Source organism: Lutibacter sp., assembly GCF_040883305.1.
In the GTDB taxonomy this organism is placed as follows: domain Bacteria; phylum Bacteroidota; class Bacteroidia; order Flavobacteriales; family Flavobacteriaceae; genus Lutibacter.
The window spans coordinates 1-21,647 of the sequence record NZ_JBFLKT010000214.1 but is presented as its reverse complement, the minus strand read 5'-3'; the positions used below and the strand labels follow the sequence as shown (position 1 = coordinate 21,647).

Sequence of the window (21,647 nt, the reverse complement as noted above, 5' to 3'; positions counted from 1 at the left end):
TTCTGGATGGCATCTTTAGAAAAAGCAACCAAACAAATTTACACAGCAATTAAACAAAAAAAACGAAAAGCATATATAACAAAACGGTGGAGGTTAATTGCATTTGTTTTAAAAAATGTACCTACAAAATTACTATATAAATTTTCTTAACAACAGAAATTAAAAAAAATAGAATTTAAATAAATGAAGAATAAATTAAAAGCAGTACAAGAATTTCATGAAGCTTTTGGGTTGGGAATTCAGCAAGAACCAGTTGCACAATTATCGGATAACAAATTAAAATTGAGGTTCGATTTAATGGCAGAAGAAAATGAAGAATATTTAGAAGCTGCAAAAGAAAACAACCTTGTTGAAGTTGCAGATGCTTTAGGCGATATGTTGTACATTTTATGTGGCACAATTTTAGAACACGGAATGCAGCATAAAATTGAAGACGTTTTTAACGAAATTCAACTTAGTAATATGAGTAAATTAGGAGCAAATGGATTGCCAATTTATCGTGAAGATGGCAAAGTTATGAAAGGCCCAAATTACTTTAAACCTAATATAATTAAAATTTTAAAGAGGTAAGTATTAACAAATATTTAAGCTAAAAATTAATTTTATTTGCGTTATTTAGAAAGTTATTTAAAATATAAAAACCAATAAATTCAATCAATCTAAATATTATGAAAATTACACTCAAAAAATTAATGTTATACACTTCAATTGTAGCATTTACTACCCTTATTTCATGCAAAGAAGAAAAACAAACTGAAGCAGCAAAAATACCTGGAATAATAGTCGAAAATATGGATACTTCTGTGAAGCCAAACGACGATTTTTTTAGGTATGTTAACGGTAGTTGGTTAGATAAAACTGAGATTCCAGCAGACAGAACTTCATGGGGAAGTTTTAACGAATTAGTAAAAAAAACAGATGCAGATGTGCTTACAATTTTAAATGATGCAATTGCTGAAGATAAATTCCCAAAATTAAAAGATGCACAAGGGAATTTAACCTTAGAATCTGATCAAAAAAAAGCAGTAAACTATTATGAATCTATTATGGATACTTTGGCTAGAGACCAACAAGGTATAACTCCAGTAATGCCTTTCTTAAATAAAATTGATGCCATTGAAAGTTTAGGCGATTTACAAAATTTATTGACTGAAATGGCACCGTATGGATATGGTGGTTTTTTTGGTTTTTCTGTGTTTAACGATTTGAAAGATAGTAAAATGAACGCTGGATATATTGCCCCAGCAGGTCTTGGATTATCACGTGATTATTATGTAGATCAAGACGAAGACACTAAAGAAAAGCGTGAAAAATATATTGCTCACATTGCTAGAATGTTGCAATATTTTGGTGATACAGAAGAAGTAGCAAAAGCAAATGCTCAAAAGGTATTTGATTACGAATATAATTTAGCTGAACCAAGATTTACTAAAGAAGAATCTAGAGATACCAGAAAATTATACAATCCTAAAACAATGGAGGAATTTAATGCATTAGTACCTTCAATTAATTGGGAAACGTATTTTAAAGGTTTAGGAATTGAAACTTTAGAAAAAGTTATTGTTATGCAGCCAAATTATATGGAGGCTGTTGATAAAATACTTACTACAAGTACTATGGATGATATAAAATTATATTTACGCTGGACGGCAATTGATAGAGCTGCTGGTTTATTAAATAAGGAGTTAGAAGTGGCTAACTGGGAATTTTATAGTAAAGAATTAAGGGGGGCAAAACAACAAAGACCTAGAGACGAAAGAGCATTAGCTAATTTAAATAATTCTATTGGTGAAGCATTGGGAAAGTTATATGTTGATGCAAAATTTCCGCCAGAAGCAAAAGCAAAAGCTGAGGAAATGATTAAAAATGTAATGTTAGGTTTCGAAAAAAGAATTAATGCTCTGGAGTGGATGAGTGCAGAAACTAAGTTAAAAGCAATTGAAAAACTGGATAAAATGACAGTTAAAATTGCGTATCCTGATGCATGGAAAGATTATGCTGAACTAAAAGTAAAATCTATTGAAGACGGTGGTTCTTATTTTCAAAATTCTATAAATATTGCAAAATGGAACTTTGAAGAAACTATGGCAAAATTAGGAAAAGAAGTTGATAGAACAGAATGGGCAATGGCTCCACAAGTTGTAAATGCATATTTTAATCCCGTAAATAATGAAATTGTTTTTCCAGCAGCTATCTTACAACCACCTTTCTATAATTATCAAGCGGATGAGGCGGTTAATTATGGTGGAATAGGGGCAGTTATTGGTCACGAGATTTCGCATTGTTTTGATGATTCTGGATCGAGATTTGATGCTGATGGAAATTTAAATAATTGGTGGACTGATCAAGATTTAGAGCAATTTACAGCGTTGGGTAAACAATTAATAAATCAATACAGTGCAGTTGTTGCTATTGATGATGTAAATTTAAATGGAGAATTTACTTTGGGCGAAAATATTGGAGATTTAGGAGGAATTAATGCAGCTTACGAAGGTTTGCAAATTTTTTACGAAAAAAATGGTAGACCTGAAGCTATAGATGGATTTACAGCAGAGCAACGTTTTTATATGTCTTGGGGAACTATTTGGAGAACTAAAACAAGAGATGAAGCATTAAAAAATCAAATTAAAACAGATTCTCACGCACCTGGAATGTATAGAGCTTTTATGCCGCTTCAAAATGTAGATGCTTTTTATGAAGCATTTAACATAATTGAAGGTGATAATATGTATTTAAAACCAGAGGAAAGAGTAAAAATTTGGTAGGAATTAGAATTCTTACATTAAAAAACCACTAAAATTAAAACTTTAGTGGTTTTTTGTGCAATCTCCTCTAATATACAATAATGTTATCTTTTCCGTAATGTAAAAGTATAATGCTTTTTGTAATTAGATCAGGGGGTATTTCACCTTTTAATTAGGGGAAATATCCCCTTTTTTATATTTTGTAAGTGTTTTTACTAGTAATTAAAGAAAGTCCTTATACTAAATCCGCACTATAAAATCCACCTCGATTTTCTTTTCTATTTTTCGAAAATTGTGTAATTAAATATGCCGTTGTAATTAGGTTTCTAAGTTCGCATAAGTCTGTTGAAAGTTCAGAATGATCGTATAAGCGTTTATTGTCTTCATACAATACTTTTAACCTTCTTTCAGCACGTAATAAACGTTCGTTAGAGCGCACAATTCCAACATAATTGCTCATAATAGTTTTTACTTCGTTTCTATCATGTGTAATTAAAATTTTCTCCATATTTTTTACCACACCGCTATCGTTCCATACAGGAACGTTTATGGGTGCTGCAATTTTATGAAACCTTTTTTTAAGATTTTCAACGGCATTATGAGAAAACACAAGGCCTTCTAACAGAGAATTTGAAGCCAGTCTGTTTGCACCGTGCAAACCAGTTCTCGTAACTTCTCCTGAAGCATATAAATTTTTAAGTGAAGTTTTTGCTTTTTTGTTTACGTTTACACCACCACAAATATAATGTTGAGCAGGTGAAACGGGGATATAATCTTTTCTAACATCAATACCTAAGCTCAAACATTTTTCTGTAATATTTGGGAAATGCTTTTTAAAGGCTTTAAAATCTAAATGTGTACAATCTAAATAGACATTTGGTGTACCACTTTTTTTAAGTTCATTATCAATGGCTCTTGCAACAATATCGCGCGAAGCTAATTCTTCACGATCATCGTATTTCTTCATAAAGCGTTCACCGTAATAATCTCTTAAAATTGCACCTTCACCACGTACAGCTTCGGAGATTAAAAATGCAGGATATTCTCCGGGATTATACAATGCGGTTGGATGAAATTGAATAAATTCAACATCAGAAATTTCTGCTTTTGCCCTATATGCCATCGCTATACCATCACCAGTTGCAACAACAGGATTTGTAGTTGTATTATAAACCTGACCATTTCCACCAGTAGCCAGCATAGTTACTTTTGCTGAAAAAGTTTTAACTATATTTTTTTTCTCATCTAAGACATACGCACCAAAACAGGTTACTTTTTCCTTTCTTTTAATCTGTTTTTTCTTAACCTGATGTTCGGTAATTAAATCAATTGCATAATGATAGGTTAAAAAAGTAATATTTTCTGTTTTTTCAACTTGTTCAATTAGCGCACGTTCAATTTCAGCTCCGGTAATATCTTTATGATGTAAAATTCTATCTTGAGAATGACCACCTTCTCTTCCTAATGAATATTCTCCATTTGAAGTTTTATCAAATTGTGTTCCCCAATCAATTAATTCTTGCAATCGGTCAGGAGCACTTTTAATAACCATTTTTACAACTTTTTCATCGCAAATCCCATCTCCTGCAATTAAAGTGTCTTGCGTATGTTGTTCAAATGAATCTACCGTTTTATCCCAAACCGTTGAAATACCACCTTGAGCATATTTTGTATTACACTCATTTTTTTCATTTTTTGTAATTATAGTAATTGTGGCATCTTTAAAAGCAATTGCCGTTTTAAGGGCAAAAGATAAGCCCGCAATACCTGAACCAATTACTAAAAAATCGGTTTTATGTATTTTTTTTTCGGCGTTCATTAAAGAATTATTTAGAAAGTTCTAACATGCGTTCAATTGAGACCAATGCTTTTTTACTTAATTCTGGATCAACTTCAACAAAAGGTAATTCGTGTTTTAAGCATAAATACAATTTTTTCATAGTATTCATTTTCATATAAAAACACTCGCTACAATTACAGCTGTCGTCTTCAACAGGTGCAGGAATTAATATTTTATTTGGCGATTCTTGTCGCATTTTATGTAAAATACCAACTTCAGTAGCAACAATAAATGTTTTAGCTTTGCTATTTTTTACATAATTTAACAAGCCAGATGTTGAACCAACATATTTGGCAACTTTTAATAAATGAGCCTCAGATTCTGGATGCGCAATAATCTCTGCACCAGGATTTTCAGCATATAATTTTAAAATTTTGTCAATTGAAAAAGCTTCGTGTACCATACAAGCGCCATCCCAAAGTAGCATATCTCTACCGGTTTTTTTAATTAACCATGCACCCAAATTTCTATCTGGAGCAAAAATAATTGGACGGTCTTTTGGAATAGAGTTTATAATTTTTTCTGCATTAGAGGACGTGCAAACAATATCGGTTAATGCTTTTATCTCTGCGGAAGTATTCACATAAGAAACCACAATATGGTCTGGATGTTCTTTCTTAAAAGCTGCAAAATCAGCAGGTGGACAAGAGTCTGCCAAAGAGCAACCCGCTTTTAAATCTGGTAATAAAACTTTTTTAGTAGGATTTAAAATTTTTGCAGTTTCTGCCATAAAATGTACTCCTGCAAAAACAATAATATCTGCTTCAGTTTTCGCGGCTTCTTGCGCCAAAGCCAAACTATCACCAACAAAATCTGCAATATCTTGTATGGCATCTTCTTGATAATAATGTGCTAAAATTATGGCATTCTTCTTTTTTCGAAGTTTCTTTATTTCCTTAATAAAGTCTACACTTCTTGGAATATCAATATCTAAAAATCCTTTTTCTTGTATATTTTGTTTTGCTTTTTCTAATGTAGTCATACGTTTATTTTACTTGGTTAAAACCAATAAATATGCCAAACAATCGGATGTGAAAATCCGATTGTTATAGCATTGCAATTTATAAAAAGTTATGATTTTAGGCAAGTATTAACAAATTTGATTATTAAACCTTAAATCTCCAACCAAATTTATCTTCTGCTAAGTTTCTTTGTATGTCTGTTAAACTCTTTTTTATAAAAGCTGCATAACTGTTTTCCACCTTTGGTAATTCAAATTTTTCATCTTTATGTGCAAAGCCTAAAATAGGACTAATTACCGCTGCGGTTCCAGCTCCAAACATTTCTAAAAGCTCACCTTTTTTAGCCGCTTCAACTATTTCTGTAACTTTAACAGGTCTTACTTCAACTTTTATTCCTTTGTCTTCAGCAAACTGAATAATACTTTTACGTGTTACACCATCTAAAATCCGATCACTTGTTGGTGCGGTTATTAAAGTGTCATTAACTCTAAAAAACACATTCATTGTACCAGCTTCTTCTAAATATTCGTGTGTGGAAGCGTCAGTCCATAAAACTTGCTGATATCCTTGTTGTGCAGCTAATTTTGCAGGATAAAATGAAGCGGCATAATTTCCCGCAGCTTTGGCATAACCTACACCACCATTGGCAGCTCTACTATATTTATCAGCAAAAACAACTCTTACTTCACCTGCATAATATGCTTGTACAGGAGAACAAATAATCATAAACTTATAATTTGTTGAAGATGATGCCGATACACAATTTTCTGTGGCAATTACAAATGGACGAATGTAAAGTGCATTTCCTTCACCTTTTTGAACCCATTCTTTATCTAATTTTAACAATTCCGTTAAGCCTTCAAAAAAATATTCCTTTGGAAAAGCTGGCATATCTAATCTTTCGGCAGATTTGTTAATACGCTCTTGATTTTGATCTGGTCTAAATAACCAAACGTCATTATTTTCATCTTTGTAAGCTTTCATTCCTTCAAAAACAGCTTGTCCGTAATGAAAAACTTTTGCAGAAGGATCAAAAGACAATGCTTGATAAGGTCTAATTTTTGGCGTTTGCCACGCACCATTTTCATAATCACATTCAAACATATGGTCAGTAAATACTTGACCAAATTTTAAATTATTAAAATCAACATCAGAGATTTTAGATTTTTTTATTTTTTCTATATGTAAAGCCATAGTTCGTTTAATTTTAATTTAAACAAAATTACTTATTTTTTTTCATTAAAAAGTTTTAAACCCCTTTTAGGTTAGTTTTTTATTTTTAATATATTTGCCTAAAATGTTGAATTTAAATAATTTGAAATGGTAAAAAATGTAGTATTAGTAGTAATGAGCTTGTTTTTTTTAGCTTCATGTAAAAATGACAAGGCTAAAAAGGCTGAAAAAATTGTTGAAACAGCGGAGATTGCATACCATTCTTTTGGTGATGAAATAACAGATGCAGAAGTGTTAACTAAAGAACAAATGGCCGAAAAATATAAAGATTTAAAAGTAGGTGATACAATTAATGTAAAGTTTGCTTCAAAAATAAATGAAGTTTGCAAAAGTAAAGGCTGTTGGATGAATTTAGATTTAGGGAACGAAGCTGAGTCTTTTGTAAAGTTTAAAGATTATGGTTTTTTTATGCCTTTGAATGCTGATGGAAGAGAGGTAATAGTAAACGGGAAAGCTTTTGTAACAACGACTTCTGTTGATGAATTACGCCATTTTGCTGAAGATGCTGGAAAATCTGAAGAAGAAATAGCTGAAATAACGGACCCTAAATATACATTGTCTTTTGAAGCAGATGGTGTTTTAATGAAGAAATAATGAGAAAATTATCCATATTAATTTTAGGAAGTATTTTCTTTTTATCGTGTGATACTGCTAAAAATGAAACACCTAAAAATAATGAAGAAGAGTTGGTAATGTATGAGTTTTCTGAAATGGCATTGCTAATGGAAGAAATGTATAAAACCAATGAAGAACTGAAAAAAAAGATTTTAAACAAGGAAGCAATAGGTGATTTTTCTGATAAATTTTTAAATATCCATTCCGCAGTTTTAACCAATCCAAAAGATAGAGATGCCAGTTTTGAAATATTTTCAAAAGCTTTTGTTGAAAATCAACAAGCTATTTTTTCAGCTTCACCAGAAGAGGTTAGAGATCAGTTTAATCTAATGGTAAATTCCTGTATTGCCTGTCATAAAACTACCTGTTCAGGTCCAATTCCAAGAATTAAAAAGTTACTTATTAAATAGCCTTTGAAACGAGAAATAATTATAACTTCCGATGGTTCTTCAACCATCCATTTACCAGAATGGGATGAACAATATCATTCTAAACACGGTGCAATTCAAGAGGCAAAGCATGTTTTTATTAAAAGTGGGTTGTCGTTGTTTTCAAATAAAAAAATTTCTATTTTAGAAATAGGATTTGGAACTGGATTAAACAGTTTTATTACTTTTTTAGAAGCTCCAAGATTCAATTTAGAGATCGAGTATGTGGGTATAGAAGCATATCCTGTGGCTACTGAAGAAATTGAAAAATTAAATTATGTTATAGAATTAAATGCCAATAATTTTGAAAATATTTTTACGCAGATGCATCAGCAGCAATGGGAACTTAAAAATGAAATAACTACCAATTTTACGCTCACAAAAAGAAAGCAATTCTTTAATGAAATAAATGATAAGAATATCTTTGATTTAATTTATTTTGATGCTTTTGGAGCAAGAGTTCAGCCAGAATTATGGACTGAAGATATTTTTAAAATAATGTTTAATGCTTTAAAAAGTGGTGGAGTTTTAGTAACTTACAGCGCAAAAGGAAGTGTTAGAAGAGCCATGCAATCTGTTGGATTTACGGTTGAAAGATTGCCTGGTCCTCCCGGAAAAAGAGAAATGTTACGTGCAACAAAATTATAGTTTATTTTGGATGGTGTTTGGACCTAAACATAGCAATATTAAATTTGTTTCTTTTTGCGCCATTTCCATTTATTTTTAATCGACTGGTACTAAGGTGTCAACTCATAAAAAGTAACTAAAAAATTAAATCAAAAATAATTCAATTTATAAAAATAGTCTGTTTGCGACCAGACACTAAATAAAAATATGGAAGGTCAACGATTTAAAAAACGAAAAAAGCCAAATTATAAACGAGGTATTATTTTAGTATTATTATTACTATTAATTATTTTCTTATGGTTTAATATTGAGGATATTATTACAGGTTTTTTAAACCCGAAATAAAGTTACTTTTTAAAAATTCTATCCTTCCATTGATAGTTTTTAAAGAACGACCCAATAGCTATAAAAACAATAAATATTGGATGAAACAGACTTATTATTACATAATAATTTAGTGCTTTTTTGTGTTTTATGAACTTTGTAGTTTTAAAAATAAGTGTAAAATCAATTAAAATTTTTACAATAAAAACTACCAAAAAATACTTCCAATATGTTTTAATAAATAACGAAGAAATACCTAATACAATTATTAATAAATTTTCAAAAAATACAATTAAACCAACAAACTTTGAAAACCAATTGTTATACGCAGTGGTTTTTGAAGCCCAACGTAATTGCTGGTTAAAAAAAAGGCTCCAATTTTTTTCTGAGGAAGTTTCAACTATGGCATCATTAGCTTTTAAATAACATACCTTGTCTGGATATTTTTTTGCAATTGTTTCTAATAGAAAAATATCATCACCACTTGCAATAGCCGTATTTCCTTCAAAACCATTCAATTCTAAAAAAGTGGCTTTATTATAACATAAATTTGCTCCGTTACACAAAATTGGTTTTTTAACACCAAAACTTCCAATAGTACTTCCTAATAAACTGATGAAATTCAAGTTTTGAAAATGATGTAAAAAAGTAGTTTTATCTTTAAATTTTACAGGGCCTGCAATAAATAAAGCATTTTCATATTTAATAGTTTGATTGAATAAATTCAACCAATTTTTTGGAACTTTACAATCTGCATCTGTAGCGACTATCCAATTAAATTTAGAAATTTTTACAGCAGTAGTTATCGCATCTTTTTTAGGTGAATTTGTTATGTTATTACTGTTAATTAGCGTACAATTAATAATCGGATTTTTTATTCTGAATACTTCAATTATTGAATTATAATTATCTGAAGATGTATCGTTTATTAAAATAATTTCAAACAATGATTTTGGATATGCTATTTCAGAAAAAGAATGCAATAAAAGAGGTAAATTTTCAGCTTCATTTCTAAAAGGAACAATTATAGAAAATGTGTGTTTTGGAGCACTATTTTTGTTTTCAATATTTTTAATCCTATCGAAACCATTAATAAATGAGCAGATAATTGAAAAATAACAAATTGAAATAATGGCTATAACAAAAATCATTAATTAGTTAACGGTTTAAAATTTAACACAAAGATACTTCCAAAAAGTGCTGGTATTGCAAAATTCAACACATACATTAACGTTGTTACGGTAACAATTGAAAGTTCATTTACTGCTACAAAACCGAATAAAAAAATGGCAACAGATCCTTTTATAACCCAATCAAAAATTGTTAAACTTGGAAGGATTGAAGCAATAAAATACATGCTAAATATTAAAGGAAGTGCTGTAAAATAATCGATTTCTATTCCTAAAAGAAATAGTAGAAAATAAAACTGATGTGTGAATATTAAGTAGCGTAGTATTGCTAAAATAACAACAGTAACATACGTTTTTTTGGGTATTTTATTTAGAAACGTTTTAATTTTAGATAGTTTAATCTTTTTTCTAAAGTATATCAGAATCAACAAAAACAACATTAAAATTAAACTATTTTGAGTATTAATTTTTGGAATTTCAGTAGAATAATTCATTAAAAAATAAATAATTCCAAAACAACCAAAAAAGATAGTAACAACTAACTGACTTAAATTTCCTATTAAGTTGAGTCCCATAATATTTTTACGCTTTTCGCTTTCAAAAAACAATGCTTTCGCTCCATATTCTCCAATTCTATTTGGTGTAATTATAGAAGCTGTTAACGATGCAAAACTTTGTTCAAAAGCTTCAAAAAAAGTGATTTTTTTTTCAAGAGAAGCCAATGTTTTCCATTTTACAATTTCTAACAACCAATTTGCATCTGTACATAAAAGCAGAAAAATAAGTAGCCAGCCATTATTTAAAAATAAGATAGAAAATTGATTTTTTAGTTGTTCAGCTGTTAAAAGTTGATTTGAAACCAATTTTTGATATATAAAATAAAATGCCCCAAATACAAGTATCAGTTTTAATAGTAATATTAAGTAGGCTTTATATTTGTGTAAGATTATGTACATTTGGTTTTACAAATAAACAACTAATTGAGCTCAGAAAAAATTATATTAGGAATTGATCCCGGAACAACCATTATGGGTTTTGGATTGATAAAGGTAGTTGATAAAAAGATGGAATTAATGCAGTTAGATGAACTGTTGTTAAAAAAATATGATGACCACTATGTTAAACTAAAATTAATTTTTGAGCGTACAATCCATTTAATTGAAACTTACCATCCAGACGAAATTGCGATTGAAGCACCTTTTTTCGGTAAAAATGTGCAATCCATGTTAAAGTTAGGGAGAGCACAAGGCGTAGCAATGGCAGCAGGTTTATCTCGCGAAGTTCCAATTACAGAATATTCTCCAAAAAAAATAAAAATGGCAATAACTGGTAATGGAAATGCAAGTAAAGAGCAGGTTGCTAAGATGTTACAAAGTTTGTTAAAAATAAAAACCTTACCAAAAAACTTAGACGCGACAGATGGATTAGCTGCCGCAGTTTGTCATTTTTACAATAGTGGAAAAGTTACTTCGGACAAAAATTACACGGGTTGGGCTGCTTTTGTAAAACAGAATGAAAAAAGAGTGATTAAAAAATGATAAGTATTAAATTTTCCAGCTTTTCACTCTTCAACTTTACACTTTTCAACTTGTCAGCCTTTCAACTAAATTACAACATCACATTCGTATGTTTCGTATTTTTTATCGATTACAAGTTTTCTATGTTCTCTAAAAAGTTGGTATTCTTTTGAGTTTTCCATTTTAACACGGTCTTCTTTAGAATTCCAATATTCTACTAAAAAATAACGATTTTTATCGTTTCTATCTTTAAAAATATGAAAATGATCCAATCCAGCTGGTTTGGCTTCTGTTAATTCTTCGAATTTTTGCAATTCAACAAAAGTAATTCCTTCGCCTTCTTTAACTTTAAATGAAACTATATAGGTGTACATAAATGACGGTTTTTTTCAAATTTACATAAGAGATTTCATAAAAAAGGTAACTTAAATCACCTTTTGCAGTTTTTTATTAAGTTGTACTTTTGGAAAATCTAAAAATAAATTTAATTGGCAGGAATATATATTCACATACCGTTTTGTAAACAAGCATGTTTTTATTGCGATTTTCATTTTTCAACTTCATTAAAAAGAAAAGAGGAAATGTTACAAGCAATTTTAACCGAATTGCAGTTACGTAAAAACGAATTAGAAGGCAAACTAATTGAAACTATTTATTTTGGTGGTGGTACACCGTCGCTTTTAACTTCTGAAGAAATTGCAGCTATTTTTACGGTTATTTATAGTAATTACACTGTAATTGAATCTCCAGAAATTACGTTAGAAGCCAATCCGGACGATTTATCTGAAAGTAAAATTATAAAACTGTCAAATTCACCAATTAACAGATTAAGCATTGGAATTCAATCTTTTTTTGAAGACGATTTACAATTTATGAATCGTGCGCATACGGCTGAAGAATCTAAAAAATGTTTATCGGTGGCGATGCGTTATTTTGATAATATTACCATCGATTTAATTTATGGAGTTCCAAATATGAGCAACAAAAAGTGGAAAGAAAATTTAAAAATTGCTTTTGATTTTGGCGTTCCACATATTTCTAGTTATGCGCTTACTGTTGAAAAAAATACTGCTTTACATAATTTTATAATAAAAGGGAAAGTGCCGCCAGTTAATGAACAACAAGCTTTAGAACATTTTAATATTTTGGTTTCTGAAACCGAAAAACAAGGATTTGTGCATTATGAGATTTCTAATTTTGGAAAACCAGCATATTTTTCTAAACACAATACTTCTTATTGGTTAGGAAAAAAATATGTAGGTATAGGTCCTTCAGCGCATTCATTTAACGGGAAACAACGCTCCTGGAATATTGCAAATAATGCAAAATATATAAAGTCAATAAACAGCAATATTCTACCATTAGAGTTTGAAGAACTTTCCATAAATAATAGATTTAATGAATATATTATGACAGGTTTAAGAACCATTTGGGGAATTGATTTAGATAAAATTGAAGAAGATTTCGGAAAAATATATTTAAACGAATTGATTAAAAATTCACAACAATTTATTGAAAAAGGATTGATAAAACTTACTTTAGAAAATAAATTGGTCACCACTAATAAAGGGAAGTTTTTAGCCGATGGAATTGCAAGTGATTTATTTAAAGTTTAAAACAATCCTTATATTTGAATAACTACAAAAAATTATGGAATTATTAACTGGAATATTTTTGGGTGCAATTGCATCGTATTTGGGATTTTCTTTTTTTAATAGAAAAAAAGGAGTACATCAAATAGAAAAACAATCGGTGGTGTTAATTGAAAAAATTAAAAGTGTTTGTAAATTAATATCTGTTGAAGGAGATTTCGCTGAAATTTATCATTTTGAAGATACCAAAAATCATTTTTTGAATTTATTTACAAGCAGAAAAAAAGCCGTTTTATTAATAAATGCAAAAGCACATATTGGTTTCGATTTATCACAAATTAAATTAGATGCCAATAATGAGACCAAAGAAATAGTATTGACACATTTTCCTGAACCAAAAATTTTATCGGTGGAGACAGATGTAAAATATTACGATAAAAGAGATGGTATTTTTAATAAATTTGAGGCTGCAGATTTAACCGAACTGCAAAAAGAAGCAAAATCTTTTATTGTAGCTAAAATACCTGAAACAGGTTTGTTAAGTTCAGCAAAAAAAGAAGCCTTGGACACCATTTTAATGATTGAAAAAATGTTGGAGACTTCAGGCTGGAAGTTAAATTATTCAAGGTTAGTTTTGCCAAATGGCGAACTTAAAGAATTAACCAAATAGCATGAATATAGAGCAGTTTAGAAATTATTGTTTATCCAAAAAACATGTTACCGAAAGTTTTCCTTTTGATGAAGTTACCTTAGTTTTTAAAGTAGCTAATAAAATGTTTGCACTTTCTGGATTGGAACACCATCCTTCAACAGTAAATTTAAAATGTGACCCGGAAAAAGCCATTGAACTACGTGCTCAATATTCCGATGTTATTGAAGGTTTTCATATGAGTAAAAAACATTGGAATACAATAACTATTGAAGGTAATTTATCTAATGAACTAATTGAAGAATTGATAGATCATTCCTATAATTTAGTTGTAAATGGACTTACTAAAAAGTTGCAAAAAGAATTAGGGTTTCTATAAAACTATAGTTAAACTAATCCTCTTTGTTTTATCCTTTCTTTACCCATTGTATTTCCAATATATTTTCCCAATAATGTAAAAATAAATGTTAAAACAATTATAGTAAACATAGAGGACCAATTTGAACTAAAACCTTTTATTGAATTTGAAATTGCATCTGTATTTAATGAATTGAATACATTAAAAGGAAAGCGAAAATATTCTATTAATCCTGTTTTGAAGCTTTCAAAACCTATGATGATATAGGCCAATGAAAAAATATTCCATGCGGCTAACCCAGTAAGGTTTTTTACAAAATTAGAACAAGACTTAAGGTATTTATCACAAGTGTATTTTGTATATTCTGAATTGTGGCTGAAATCTCCAGTGCAAATGCTGGTGTCTATTTCTTTTTTATGTTTATAAATATTAAAAAAGTTATCAATCATAAAATAGCACAATATTGCAGGAATTAATATCATAATAAGCAATGCTATAATTATGCAGATAAATAGAAATACGTATTCAACAGAATTAAATAAAAGTTTGGATTCACTGTCTTCAATAATTTGAATAAATAAAGAATTACTAGAAATAATTAAGTTCTTCAACATAGTTTTATTTTTTAGAATTGGCAACTTAAACTATTCTAAAGAACATTATTAACTTTGATTTAAGCAGGGGAAGAGAAAGTATATAAATATTCTTTAACTCATTTATTGCAGTCTGTTATAACCACAAAAAATTTAAAAACTAACTGAAGAAATACATGAGAGAATCCCATGAAATAAATTGATAATATTTGTTTGGTTCGGTTAGTAGTTGAAGTAAATATAGTTAAAAAAATGTTAAAAAACAAAAATAGTTATTATTAACTTATTGAAAATTAAAGTTTTGGGTATTTGTCTATTATTGTTTCTTTCTATATTCCGAAGGGGTGATGCCTTTTGTAGATTTAAATTTTCTATTAAAATTAGCCAAATTATTAAAACCAGATTTGTAAGATATTTCGGTAATACTTAAGTCGTTATTTTTAGCCAATAATTTACATGCATTTCCAATACGGATGTCAATTAAAAAATTAACAAACGTTTTTGTAGTTCGTTGTTTAAAATACCTACAAAAAGCATTGGGTGTCATATTTGCAATATTTGCTACATCGTGTAAACTAACTTCTTTATGAAAATTATCCATCGTATATTGAAAAATATCACTCATTCTTTTTCCTTCGTTACCAGCATATTTTTTTAAGTTAATTAAAGAAGAAAGTTTGCGTTTGTCAGCTTCAGAAATAAGTCGTAAAACTTCTAAAAAATTAATAAATTGATAGTATTTTGAAAGTGTTTTAATTTTGGATAGAATTAATGAAATTTCTTTTTTATTTGACTTTACTTTATAGCCTAAAACAGCGTTGTCAAAAAACTTTTTAAAATATGTGAATTCTGGTAAGTCAAAAAAATCTTCTCCAAAAGAATTTTTCGAAAAAAATAAAGAAACCATTTCTGTTTCTTGTTCAAAAGTTTCATCTTGCTTAAAAACGTGAGGTAAATTTTCTCCTAAAACAAAAATATCATGTTGTTTAAAATCACCTACACAATCGCCAATAACAAAGGTTCCTTCACCTGCAATAACTAAACTTATTTGTATTTCTTTGTGTTGGTGTAATTTTTCATAAAAATTTTCACCTTTATAATGCTCAGTATACAATGTAACATTTTCAGGTTTTGGAATTGTAAAGGGTAAAACTTTCATAAAAATAATTTATACAACAATATTAATCTATTTTTTTAAATAAATAAAAATCATAAGGTAAAATAATACTACTAAATGGTAAAAAATATGAATTCGAGTAAAATGGCATTCAGAAATTGCAATAATTAATTAACTAAATTAAGTATCTTTATCCAATTAATAATTAAGCTATTTTGATTGTTATATTTTATCACAGAGAAAAATAATAAGCAACTTTTATGATTACAGGTAAAAATTATATAGGAAATGTTTTAGCATCTACAGGAAAAAAAACTTTTAAAACCTTTAATCCGCAAACTAACCAAGAGAACGATGTTATTTTTACTGAAGTTTCTGAGCGAGAAATTGAAATAGCAACAGCATTAGCAACTGAAGCTTTTAATAAATTTAAAACAATTTCTGGTGCTAAAAAAAGTGATTTTTTAAATGAAATTGCAAATCAGATAGAAGCTTTAGGAGACGAGTTAATACAAACCTATTGTTCTGAATCTGGATTGTATGAAGAAAGAGCAATTAACGAAAGAAGCAGAGCCATTTTTCAATTGAGATCTTTTGCAAATTTAGTAAAAGAAGGTTCTTGGGTAGAAGCAACAATTGACACTGCAAATCCAACTAGAAAGCCAATTCCAAAAGTTGATTTACGTAAAATGTTAGTGCCTATAGGTCCAATTTTAGTTTTTGGAGCAAGTAATTTCCCATTGGCATATTCAACAGCAGGAGGAGATACAGCTTCGGCTTTGGCTTCTGGTTGTCCTGTAATTGTGAAATCGCACCCAATGCATGCTGGAACTGGAGAATTGGTTGCCTATGCAGTGATAAAAGCTGCCGAAATAACAGGAATGCCAAATGGTATATTTTCAAATTTAAATAGTAGCGGAATTGAAGTTGGAACTACATTAATAAGCCATCCTGCAATAAAAGCGGTTGGATTTACTGGAAGCATTAGTGGTGGTAGAAGTTTGTTCAATCTTGCTGCACAACGCCCAGAACCAATTCCGGTTTTTGCTGAAATGGGAAGCGTAAACCCCGTAATTCTATTACCAAATGCTGCTAATAAAAAAGGTTCGCATTGGGCAAAAACGTATGCAAATTCTATAACTTTGGGCGCTGGTCAATTCTGTACAAATCCAGGATTAATTTTAGGAATTAAAGGAGAGGATTTAACCAAATTTATAAAAAACTTAGCAGAAGAAATTGTACAAATTGAACCTTCGTGTATGTTACATCCTAATATTATTGGTGCTTTTGAACAAAATAAATCAAAAATGGAGCAGCAAACTGGTTTAGAAAAAATAGCAAGTTATGTTAAAGAAACTTCGATAAATTATGGTCGTCAAATTATAACAACTGTCGACGGAGTTAGGTTTTTAGAAAATACAACATTGCATCAAGAAGTTTTTGGTCCTTTTTCTATGGTTGTTCAGTGTGAAAATATTGAACAATTAGAAACTATAATTTCTAAACTAGAAGGACAATTAACGGGTACTATTTTAGCTGAAAATGAAATAGAACTATATTCTGAAATTGTAAACGCACTTCAAAACAGGGTAGGACGCATTATTTTTAATGGCGTTCCAACAGGAGTTGAAGTTTGTAATGCAATGGTACACGGCGGACCTTATCCTGCTTCAACAGATAGCAGGTTTACAGCGGTTGGAGTAAATTCAATAAAACGTTGGGTGCGTCCTTTTTGTTATCAAAATTGGCCAGATATTTTATTGCCAAACGCATTAAAAAATAAAAATCCATTAAATATTTCTCGTTTGGTTGATGGGAAACAAACCTCTAAAAAGATATAAAAATATGAAGTATATTCTAAGTTTATTATTTGTAATTACAGTGTTTATTTCTTGTAATAATGGAAATGAGACATGCGGTGATTCTTCAACCGAATTACAAATTATTATTAAATCTCATGAAGGGCATAAAGGTTTTGATGAAGTTAAATTTCCTTTGGGAGTATTTACAAAAGAATATTATAAAAATGAAGCCGATTACGCCAAACAACAATTACAATATTTTGGATGTATAAAATTAGAAGAACTGTCAGAATCTGAACAGATTTCCGCAGCATTACTGAAATTTATATTTCAAGAAAAAATAGATTTTTATGAATATGAAGCCTATTTAAATCCGTTATTATCAGATGCTGGTTTTCATACAAGTTTACCTTATGAAGTTCGAGGTTTTGCAACACATCAGCAATTTGTAACCTATTTAAACAAGTTAAATGCATTACCAACTTTTGTGTCACAACATATTGTATTAATGCGAGATGGATTGGAAAAAGGAATTTCACAACCAAAAATTATTTTTAACGATTTTGAAGACACTTACAATAGCCAAATTGTTGAAAATTTTGAAGATAGTTTTTATTATTCGCCGTTTAAAAGTTTGGCTACTAATAGTACTCAAGCGCAAAAAGACTCCTTGTTAACAGCGGCAAAAATAGCAATTGAAACTAAGGTGATTCCTCAATTTAAAATTATAAAAGATTTTTTTGAAAATGAATACTTTGTTAAAACAAGAGAAAGTGGTGGTGTTTCTAATCAGTCAAATGGTATAAATTATTATCAAAATAGGGTTGAATATTATACAACGTTAAAAATTTCAGCAGAAGAAGTACATCAAAAAGGTTTGGAAGAAGTAGCTAGAATTAAAGCTGAAATGCAAAAAATAATTGATGAAGTCGAGTTTAAAGGTTCATTTTCAGAATTTTTAACTTTTTTAAGAACAGATGAGCAATTTTATGCAAAAACGAGAGATGAACTACTAAAGGAAGCACGAAATATTGCTAAAAGAATTGATGCACAGTTGCCAAAGTTTTTTATAACATTACCTAGAAAACCTTATGGCGTTGCTCCAGTTCCTGCAGTAATTGCACCAAAATACACAACTGGTCGTTACAGTCCACCAAGTAGTAGCACGCAACCTGGTTATTATTGGGTAAACACTTATAATTTACCGAGCAGACCTTTATATGTATTGCCATCTTTGACATTGCACGAAGCCGTTCCAGGACATCATTTGCAAATAAGTTTAAATAGTGAAATGGGCGATGAGATTCCTCAATTCAGAAAAGATTTATACTTATCTGCGTATGGAGAGGGTTGGGGATTGTATTCCGAATTTTTAGGTGATGAGATGGGAATTTATACAACTCCGTATGAAGCATTTGGGAAATATACTTATGAAATGTGGCGCGCTTGTAGGTTGGTGGTAGATACTGGAATCCATATCAAAAATTGGACAAGAGCAGAAGCAGTTGCGTATTTAAAATCGAACACCGCACTTTCTATTCACGAAGTAAATACAGAAATTGACAGATACATTTCTTGGCCAGGACAAGCACTATCTTATAAAATAGGAGAACTAAAAATAAGAGAACTTAGACAGTTAGCAGAAAAAGAACTAGGAACAAAATTCGATGTTCGTAAATTTCACGAAATTATTTTAGAAGAAGGAACTATAACGCTTAGTATTCTTGAAAAAAGAGTTTTAGATTATATTCAAAAAATAAAGGCAGCGTAGCTTTTTTTGAATTAATGTTCACTCTTGTTAATATAAAATTGGTGTTGAGGCAAGTAAATACTGAGTTTTAGGGATAAACTAATATTATTTTAAATTAATTGATTAAATTATATCTATATGAAAACATTCTTTAAATTAAACATTCTTTTTTTAGGTGTATTTTTTTCTATACAAGTGCATTCACAAGAAATAAATATAGAAGATTATGAAAGAGCTAAAAGTTTTATGTATAATAATTATAACAATAAAACAGCTTTTAACCTTAAAACAACTGTAAATTGGTTTGACGATAATTCAGGAATTTGGTTTGTAGATTATAACCAAGAAGGCAAAACATATAAAACAGCTTCCTTTAAAAATAAAAAGGTGTTACCCTTATTTAATCATAAGAAATTAGCAGAAGAATTAAGTAAATTAGTTGATGAGAAAATTTTACCAGCTAATATATCTTTAGGGAATTTAGAAAAAAATAAAGAAGGAAATTTGGAGTTTAGATTCCAAAATAAATTGTATTTGTATGTAATTGATAAAAATTCACTTACATCTCTAATGGAAGAAGAAAAAGAAGAGGAAAATCCTTTTGAAAGTAAATCGCCAGATGGAAATTGGATTGCTTTTACAAAAAACTACAATCTTTTTATAAAATCTACTGAAGACGATAAAGAATACCAATTAAGTTTTGATGGTAAAAAAAATTATGAATACGCAAGCTATTATGGCTGGGATGATATAATGGAGGGTGAAAATGGAGAGCGACCAAAACATTTTTCTCTAGATTGGTCTAAAGATTCAAAATGGATTGCTGCGAATGTGGTTGATTTACAAAATGCTGAAAAAATGTATATGCTAGATTACAGCATTGATTCTTTATACAAACCAAAATTACTATCGTATTACCGAGGATCTCCAGGAGATACAGCAATGGTTCATGTTAAACCAGTTTTTTTTAATGTTGAAACTAAAAAAGAAGTAGCAACAAAACTACCAAAAAACACGCATATTAATAATGTATCAACAGAATTTACTGAAGTATCGGGAATTGTTTTTGCTAATTATTTAGAGAGAGGATTTCAGAAAGGTTATGTAAAAAAAATTGATTTAAACAATCAAACTGAAGAAACATTAATTACTGAAATTAGTGAAACAAATATTGATAATTTTGATTTTAAAGTTCTTGAGAAACTTCAAAGAATAGTTTTTTTATCTGAAAGAAGTGGATGGAGGCAACTGTATTCTGTTGATTTAAAAACCAACGAAACCACAGTTCTTACAAAAGGAAATTATTTTATTAATTCTATTGAATATATAGACGAAAAAAATGGTGTTATTTATTTTTCAGCTTCAGGGAAAGATGAACAAAACAATCCATACCATCAACAAGTATATAAAGTCGATTTAAAAACCAATAAAGTTACGTTATTAACTCCTGAAAACTTACATCATACTGTTTCTTTTTCAAAGAATGGAGCATATTTTGTCGATAATATTTCATCTATAAGTGTTCCAACAAAAACTGTTTTAAGAGTATCAAAAACAGGTAAAATCATTACAGAATTAACAACCGCAAATGTTGATAATGCAACCTCGCAAGCGTGGGAAGCTCCTGAAGTTTTTAATCTTACTGCTAAGGATGGAAAAACAACTATTTATGGAGCAATTTGGAAACCAACTAATTTTGATAACACTAAAAAATATCCAATTATAGACCACACGTATACTGGGCCACACACTCAAGTGTTTCCAAAATCTTTTGATAGAGGATTTATGAATCAATCTCTGGCAGAACTAGGGTTTATTGTAATGATGGTTGATGGCCTTGGAACTTCTGGAAGGTCTAAAGAATTTCATAATTATTCCTATAAAAATATGGGTAATAATTTAGAAGATCACGTTTTGGCAATTAAATATTTAGCTAAAAAATATAACTGGATTGATGTTAATAAAGTAGGAATCTTTGGACATTCAGCTGGTGGTTTTGATACTGGAAGAGCAATGTTAGCTTTTCCAGATTTTTATAAAGTAGGTATTGCCAGTTCTGCAGACCACGATTTTAGAATGGAAAAAGCTTGGTGGCCAGAAATGTACCAAGGTTGGCCAATAGATTCAACATATCAAAATGTATCTAATATTACCAACGCTAAAAATTTGAAAGGCAAGTTATTATTGGTACACGGGGGAATAGATGAAAATGTGAATATATCTGCAACTTTTAAATTAGCGGAAGCATTAATAAAAAACGACAAGGAATTTGATTTATTAATTTTACCTAGTCAAAGACATGGATACAGCGGAAATTATAGAAATTACTTTACAAAAAAGAGATGGAATTATTTTCTAGAACATTT

At 29.6% G+C, this 21,647-nt stretch carries 20 protein-coding genes; 12 read left to right on the top strand and 8 right to left on the bottom strand.

All coding sequences use genetic code 11. The annotated features are described in order from the left end of the window. Window positions 1-183: 183 nt before the first annotated feature. On the top strand, window positions 184-570 hold the full coding sequence (locus AB1Z17_RS06850; RefSeq protein WP_368051055.1) for a hypothetical protein: 387 nt from the start codon (window positions 184-186) through the stop codon (window positions 568-570). Window positions 571-668: 98 nt separating this feature from the next. Then, on the top strand, window positions 669-2,765 hold the full coding sequence (locus tag AB1Z17_RS06845; RefSeq protein WP_368051054.1) for a M13 family metallopeptidase: 2,097 nt from the start codon (window positions 669-671) through the stop codon (window positions 2,763-2,765). A gap of 214 nt (window positions 2,766-2,979) precedes the next feature. Here the strand turns inward: AB1Z17_RS06845 and nadB are convergent, their stop codons facing one another. From nadB to AB1Z17_RS06830, 3 genes are all read right to left on the bottom strand, one after another. Then, a complete protein-coding gene (nadB, locus tag AB1Z17_RS06840) occupies window positions 2,980-4,563 on the bottom strand; it encodes an L-aspartate oxidase (RefSeq protein ID WP_368051052.1) in 1,584 nt (527 codons plus the stop codon). 7 nt (window positions 4,564-4,570) lie between these two features. Continuing rightward, window positions 4,571-5,566 (bottom strand): quinolinate synthase NadA, encoded by a 996-nt coding sequence (gene nadA, locus AB1Z17_RS06835; protein ID WP_368051051.1) that lies wholly within the window; start codon window positions 5,564-5,566, stop codon window positions 4,571-4,573. A 124-nt stretch (window positions 5,567-5,690) separates the two neighbouring features. Then, window positions 5,691-6,740: a branched-chain amino acid aminotransferase gene (locus tag AB1Z17_RS06830; RefSeq protein ID WP_368051050.1), complete on the bottom strand. Its 1,050-nt coding sequence runs from the start codon at window positions 6,738-6,740 to the stop codon at window positions 5,691-5,693. Window positions 6,741-6,866: 126 nt separating this feature from the next. Between AB1Z17_RS06830 and AB1Z17_RS06825 the strand changes: the two genes are divergently transcribed. Genes AB1Z17_RS06825 through mnmD form a run of 3 tightly spaced genes read left to right on the top strand, consistent with a single transcriptional unit; the run spans window position 6,867 to window position 8,470 of the window. Then, complete coding sequence (locus tag AB1Z17_RS06825; RefSeq protein ID WP_368051049.1) at window positions 6,867-7,373, top strand: DUF4920 domain-containing protein; 507 nt, start codon at window positions 6,867-6,869, stop codon at window positions 7,371-7,373. After that, on the top strand, window positions 7,373-7,804 hold the full coding sequence (locus tag AB1Z17_RS06820; protein ID WP_368051048.1) for a hypothetical protein: 432 nt from the start codon (window positions 7,373-7,375) through the stop codon (window positions 7,802-7,804). Before AB1Z17_RS06825 ends, AB1Z17_RS06820 begins: the two co-directional genes overlap by 1 nt. 3 nt (window positions 7,805-7,807) lie before the next feature. Further along, a complete protein-coding gene (gene mnmD / locus AB1Z17_RS06815) occupies window positions 7,808-8,470 on the top strand; it encodes a tRNA (5-methylaminomethyl-2-thiouridine)(34)-methyltransferase MnmD (protein ID WP_368051047.1) in 663 nt (220 codons plus the stop codon). Between the two features lie 326 nt (window positions 8,471-8,796). On the opposite strand, the gene AB1Z17_RS06810 is transcribed toward mnmD, so the two are convergent. Both AB1Z17_RS06810 and AB1Z17_RS06805 read right to left on the bottom strand, forming a co-directional pair. Continuing rightward, window positions 8,797-9,924, bottom strand: coding sequence for a glycosyltransferase (locus AB1Z17_RS06810; RefSeq protein WP_368051046.1), 1,128 nt, complete (start codon window positions 9,922-9,924; stop codon window positions 8,797-8,799). Continuing rightward, complete coding sequence (locus AB1Z17_RS06805) at window positions 9,924-10,766, bottom strand: hypothetical protein (protein WP_368051045.1); 843 nt, start codon at window positions 10,764-10,766, stop codon at window positions 9,924-9,926. Before AB1Z17_RS06805 ends, AB1Z17_RS06810 begins: the two co-directional genes overlap by 1 nt. Window positions 10,767-10,883: 117 nt before the next feature. Between AB1Z17_RS06805 and ruvC the strand changes: the two genes are divergently transcribed. Beyond that, a complete protein-coding gene (ruvC, locus tag AB1Z17_RS06800) occupies window positions 10,884-11,441 on the top strand; it encodes a crossover junction endodeoxyribonuclease RuvC (RefSeq protein WP_368051044.1) in 558 nt (185 codons plus the stop codon). Window positions 11,442-11,506: 65 nt separating this feature from the next. Here the strand turns inward: ruvC and AB1Z17_RS06795 are convergent, their stop codons facing one another. After that, window positions 11,507-11,794, bottom strand: a complete 288-nt coding sequence (locus AB1Z17_RS06795; RefSeq protein WP_368051043.1) for a putative quinol monooxygenase — start codon at window positions 11,792-11,794, stop codon at window positions 11,507-11,509. Window positions 11,795-11,908: 114 nt separating this feature from the next. Between AB1Z17_RS06795 and hemW the strand changes: the two genes are divergently transcribed. The 3 genes from hemW to AB1Z17_RS06780 are packed head-to-tail and all read left to right on the top strand — an operon-like array spanning window position 11,909 to window position 14,040. Next, a complete protein-coding gene (gene hemW, locus AB1Z17_RS06790; RefSeq protein ID WP_368051042.1) occupies window positions 11,909-13,036 on the top strand; it encodes a radical SAM family heme chaperone HemW in 1,128 nt (375 codons plus the stop codon). Between the two features lie 34 nt (window positions 13,037-13,070). Continuing rightward, complete coding sequence (locus AB1Z17_RS06785) at window positions 13,071-13,682, top strand: DUF4230 domain-containing protein (protein ID WP_368051041.1); 612 nt, start codon at window positions 13,071-13,073, stop codon at window positions 13,680-13,682. 1 nt (window position 13,683) lies between these two features. Beyond that, window positions 13,684-14,040, top strand: a complete 357-nt coding sequence (locus AB1Z17_RS06780; RefSeq protein WP_368051040.1) for an MmcQ/YjbR family DNA-binding protein — start codon at window positions 13,684-13,686, stop codon at window positions 14,038-14,040. 8 nt (window positions 14,041-14,048) lie between these two features. On the opposite strand, the gene AB1Z17_RS06775 is transcribed toward AB1Z17_RS06780, so the two are convergent. Both AB1Z17_RS06775 and AB1Z17_RS06770 read right to left on the bottom strand, forming a co-directional pair. After that, a complete protein-coding gene (locus AB1Z17_RS06775; RefSeq protein WP_368051039.1) occupies window positions 14,049-14,633 on the bottom strand; it encodes a hypothetical protein in 585 nt (194 codons plus the stop codon). Window positions 14,634-14,928: 295 nt separating this feature from the next. Beyond that, window positions 14,929-15,771, bottom strand: coding sequence for an AraC family transcriptional regulator (locus tag AB1Z17_RS06770; protein ID WP_368051038.1), 843 nt, complete (start codon window positions 15,769-15,771; stop codon window positions 14,929-14,931). Between the two features lie 218 nt (window positions 15,772-15,989). On the opposite strand from AB1Z17_RS06770, the gene AB1Z17_RS06765 reads away from it, so the two are divergent. The 3 genes from AB1Z17_RS06765 to AB1Z17_RS06755 form a co-directional block, all read left to right on the top strand. Further along, window positions 15,990-17,570, top strand: coding sequence for an aldehyde dehydrogenase (NADP(+)) (locus AB1Z17_RS06765; protein ID WP_368051037.1), 1,581 nt, complete (start codon window positions 15,990-15,992; stop codon window positions 17,568-17,570). A 4-nt stretch (window positions 17,571-17,574) separates the two neighbouring features. Further along, complete coding sequence (locus AB1Z17_RS06760) at window positions 17,575-19,302, top strand: DUF885 family protein (protein WP_368051036.1); 1,728 nt, start codon at window positions 17,575-17,577, stop codon at window positions 19,300-19,302. Between the two features lie 117 nt (window positions 19,303-19,419). Beyond that, on the top strand, window positions 19,420-21,647 hold a 2,228-nt coding region (locus AB1Z17_RS06755), incomplete at its 3' end, for a DPP IV N-terminal domain-containing protein (protein WP_368051035.1).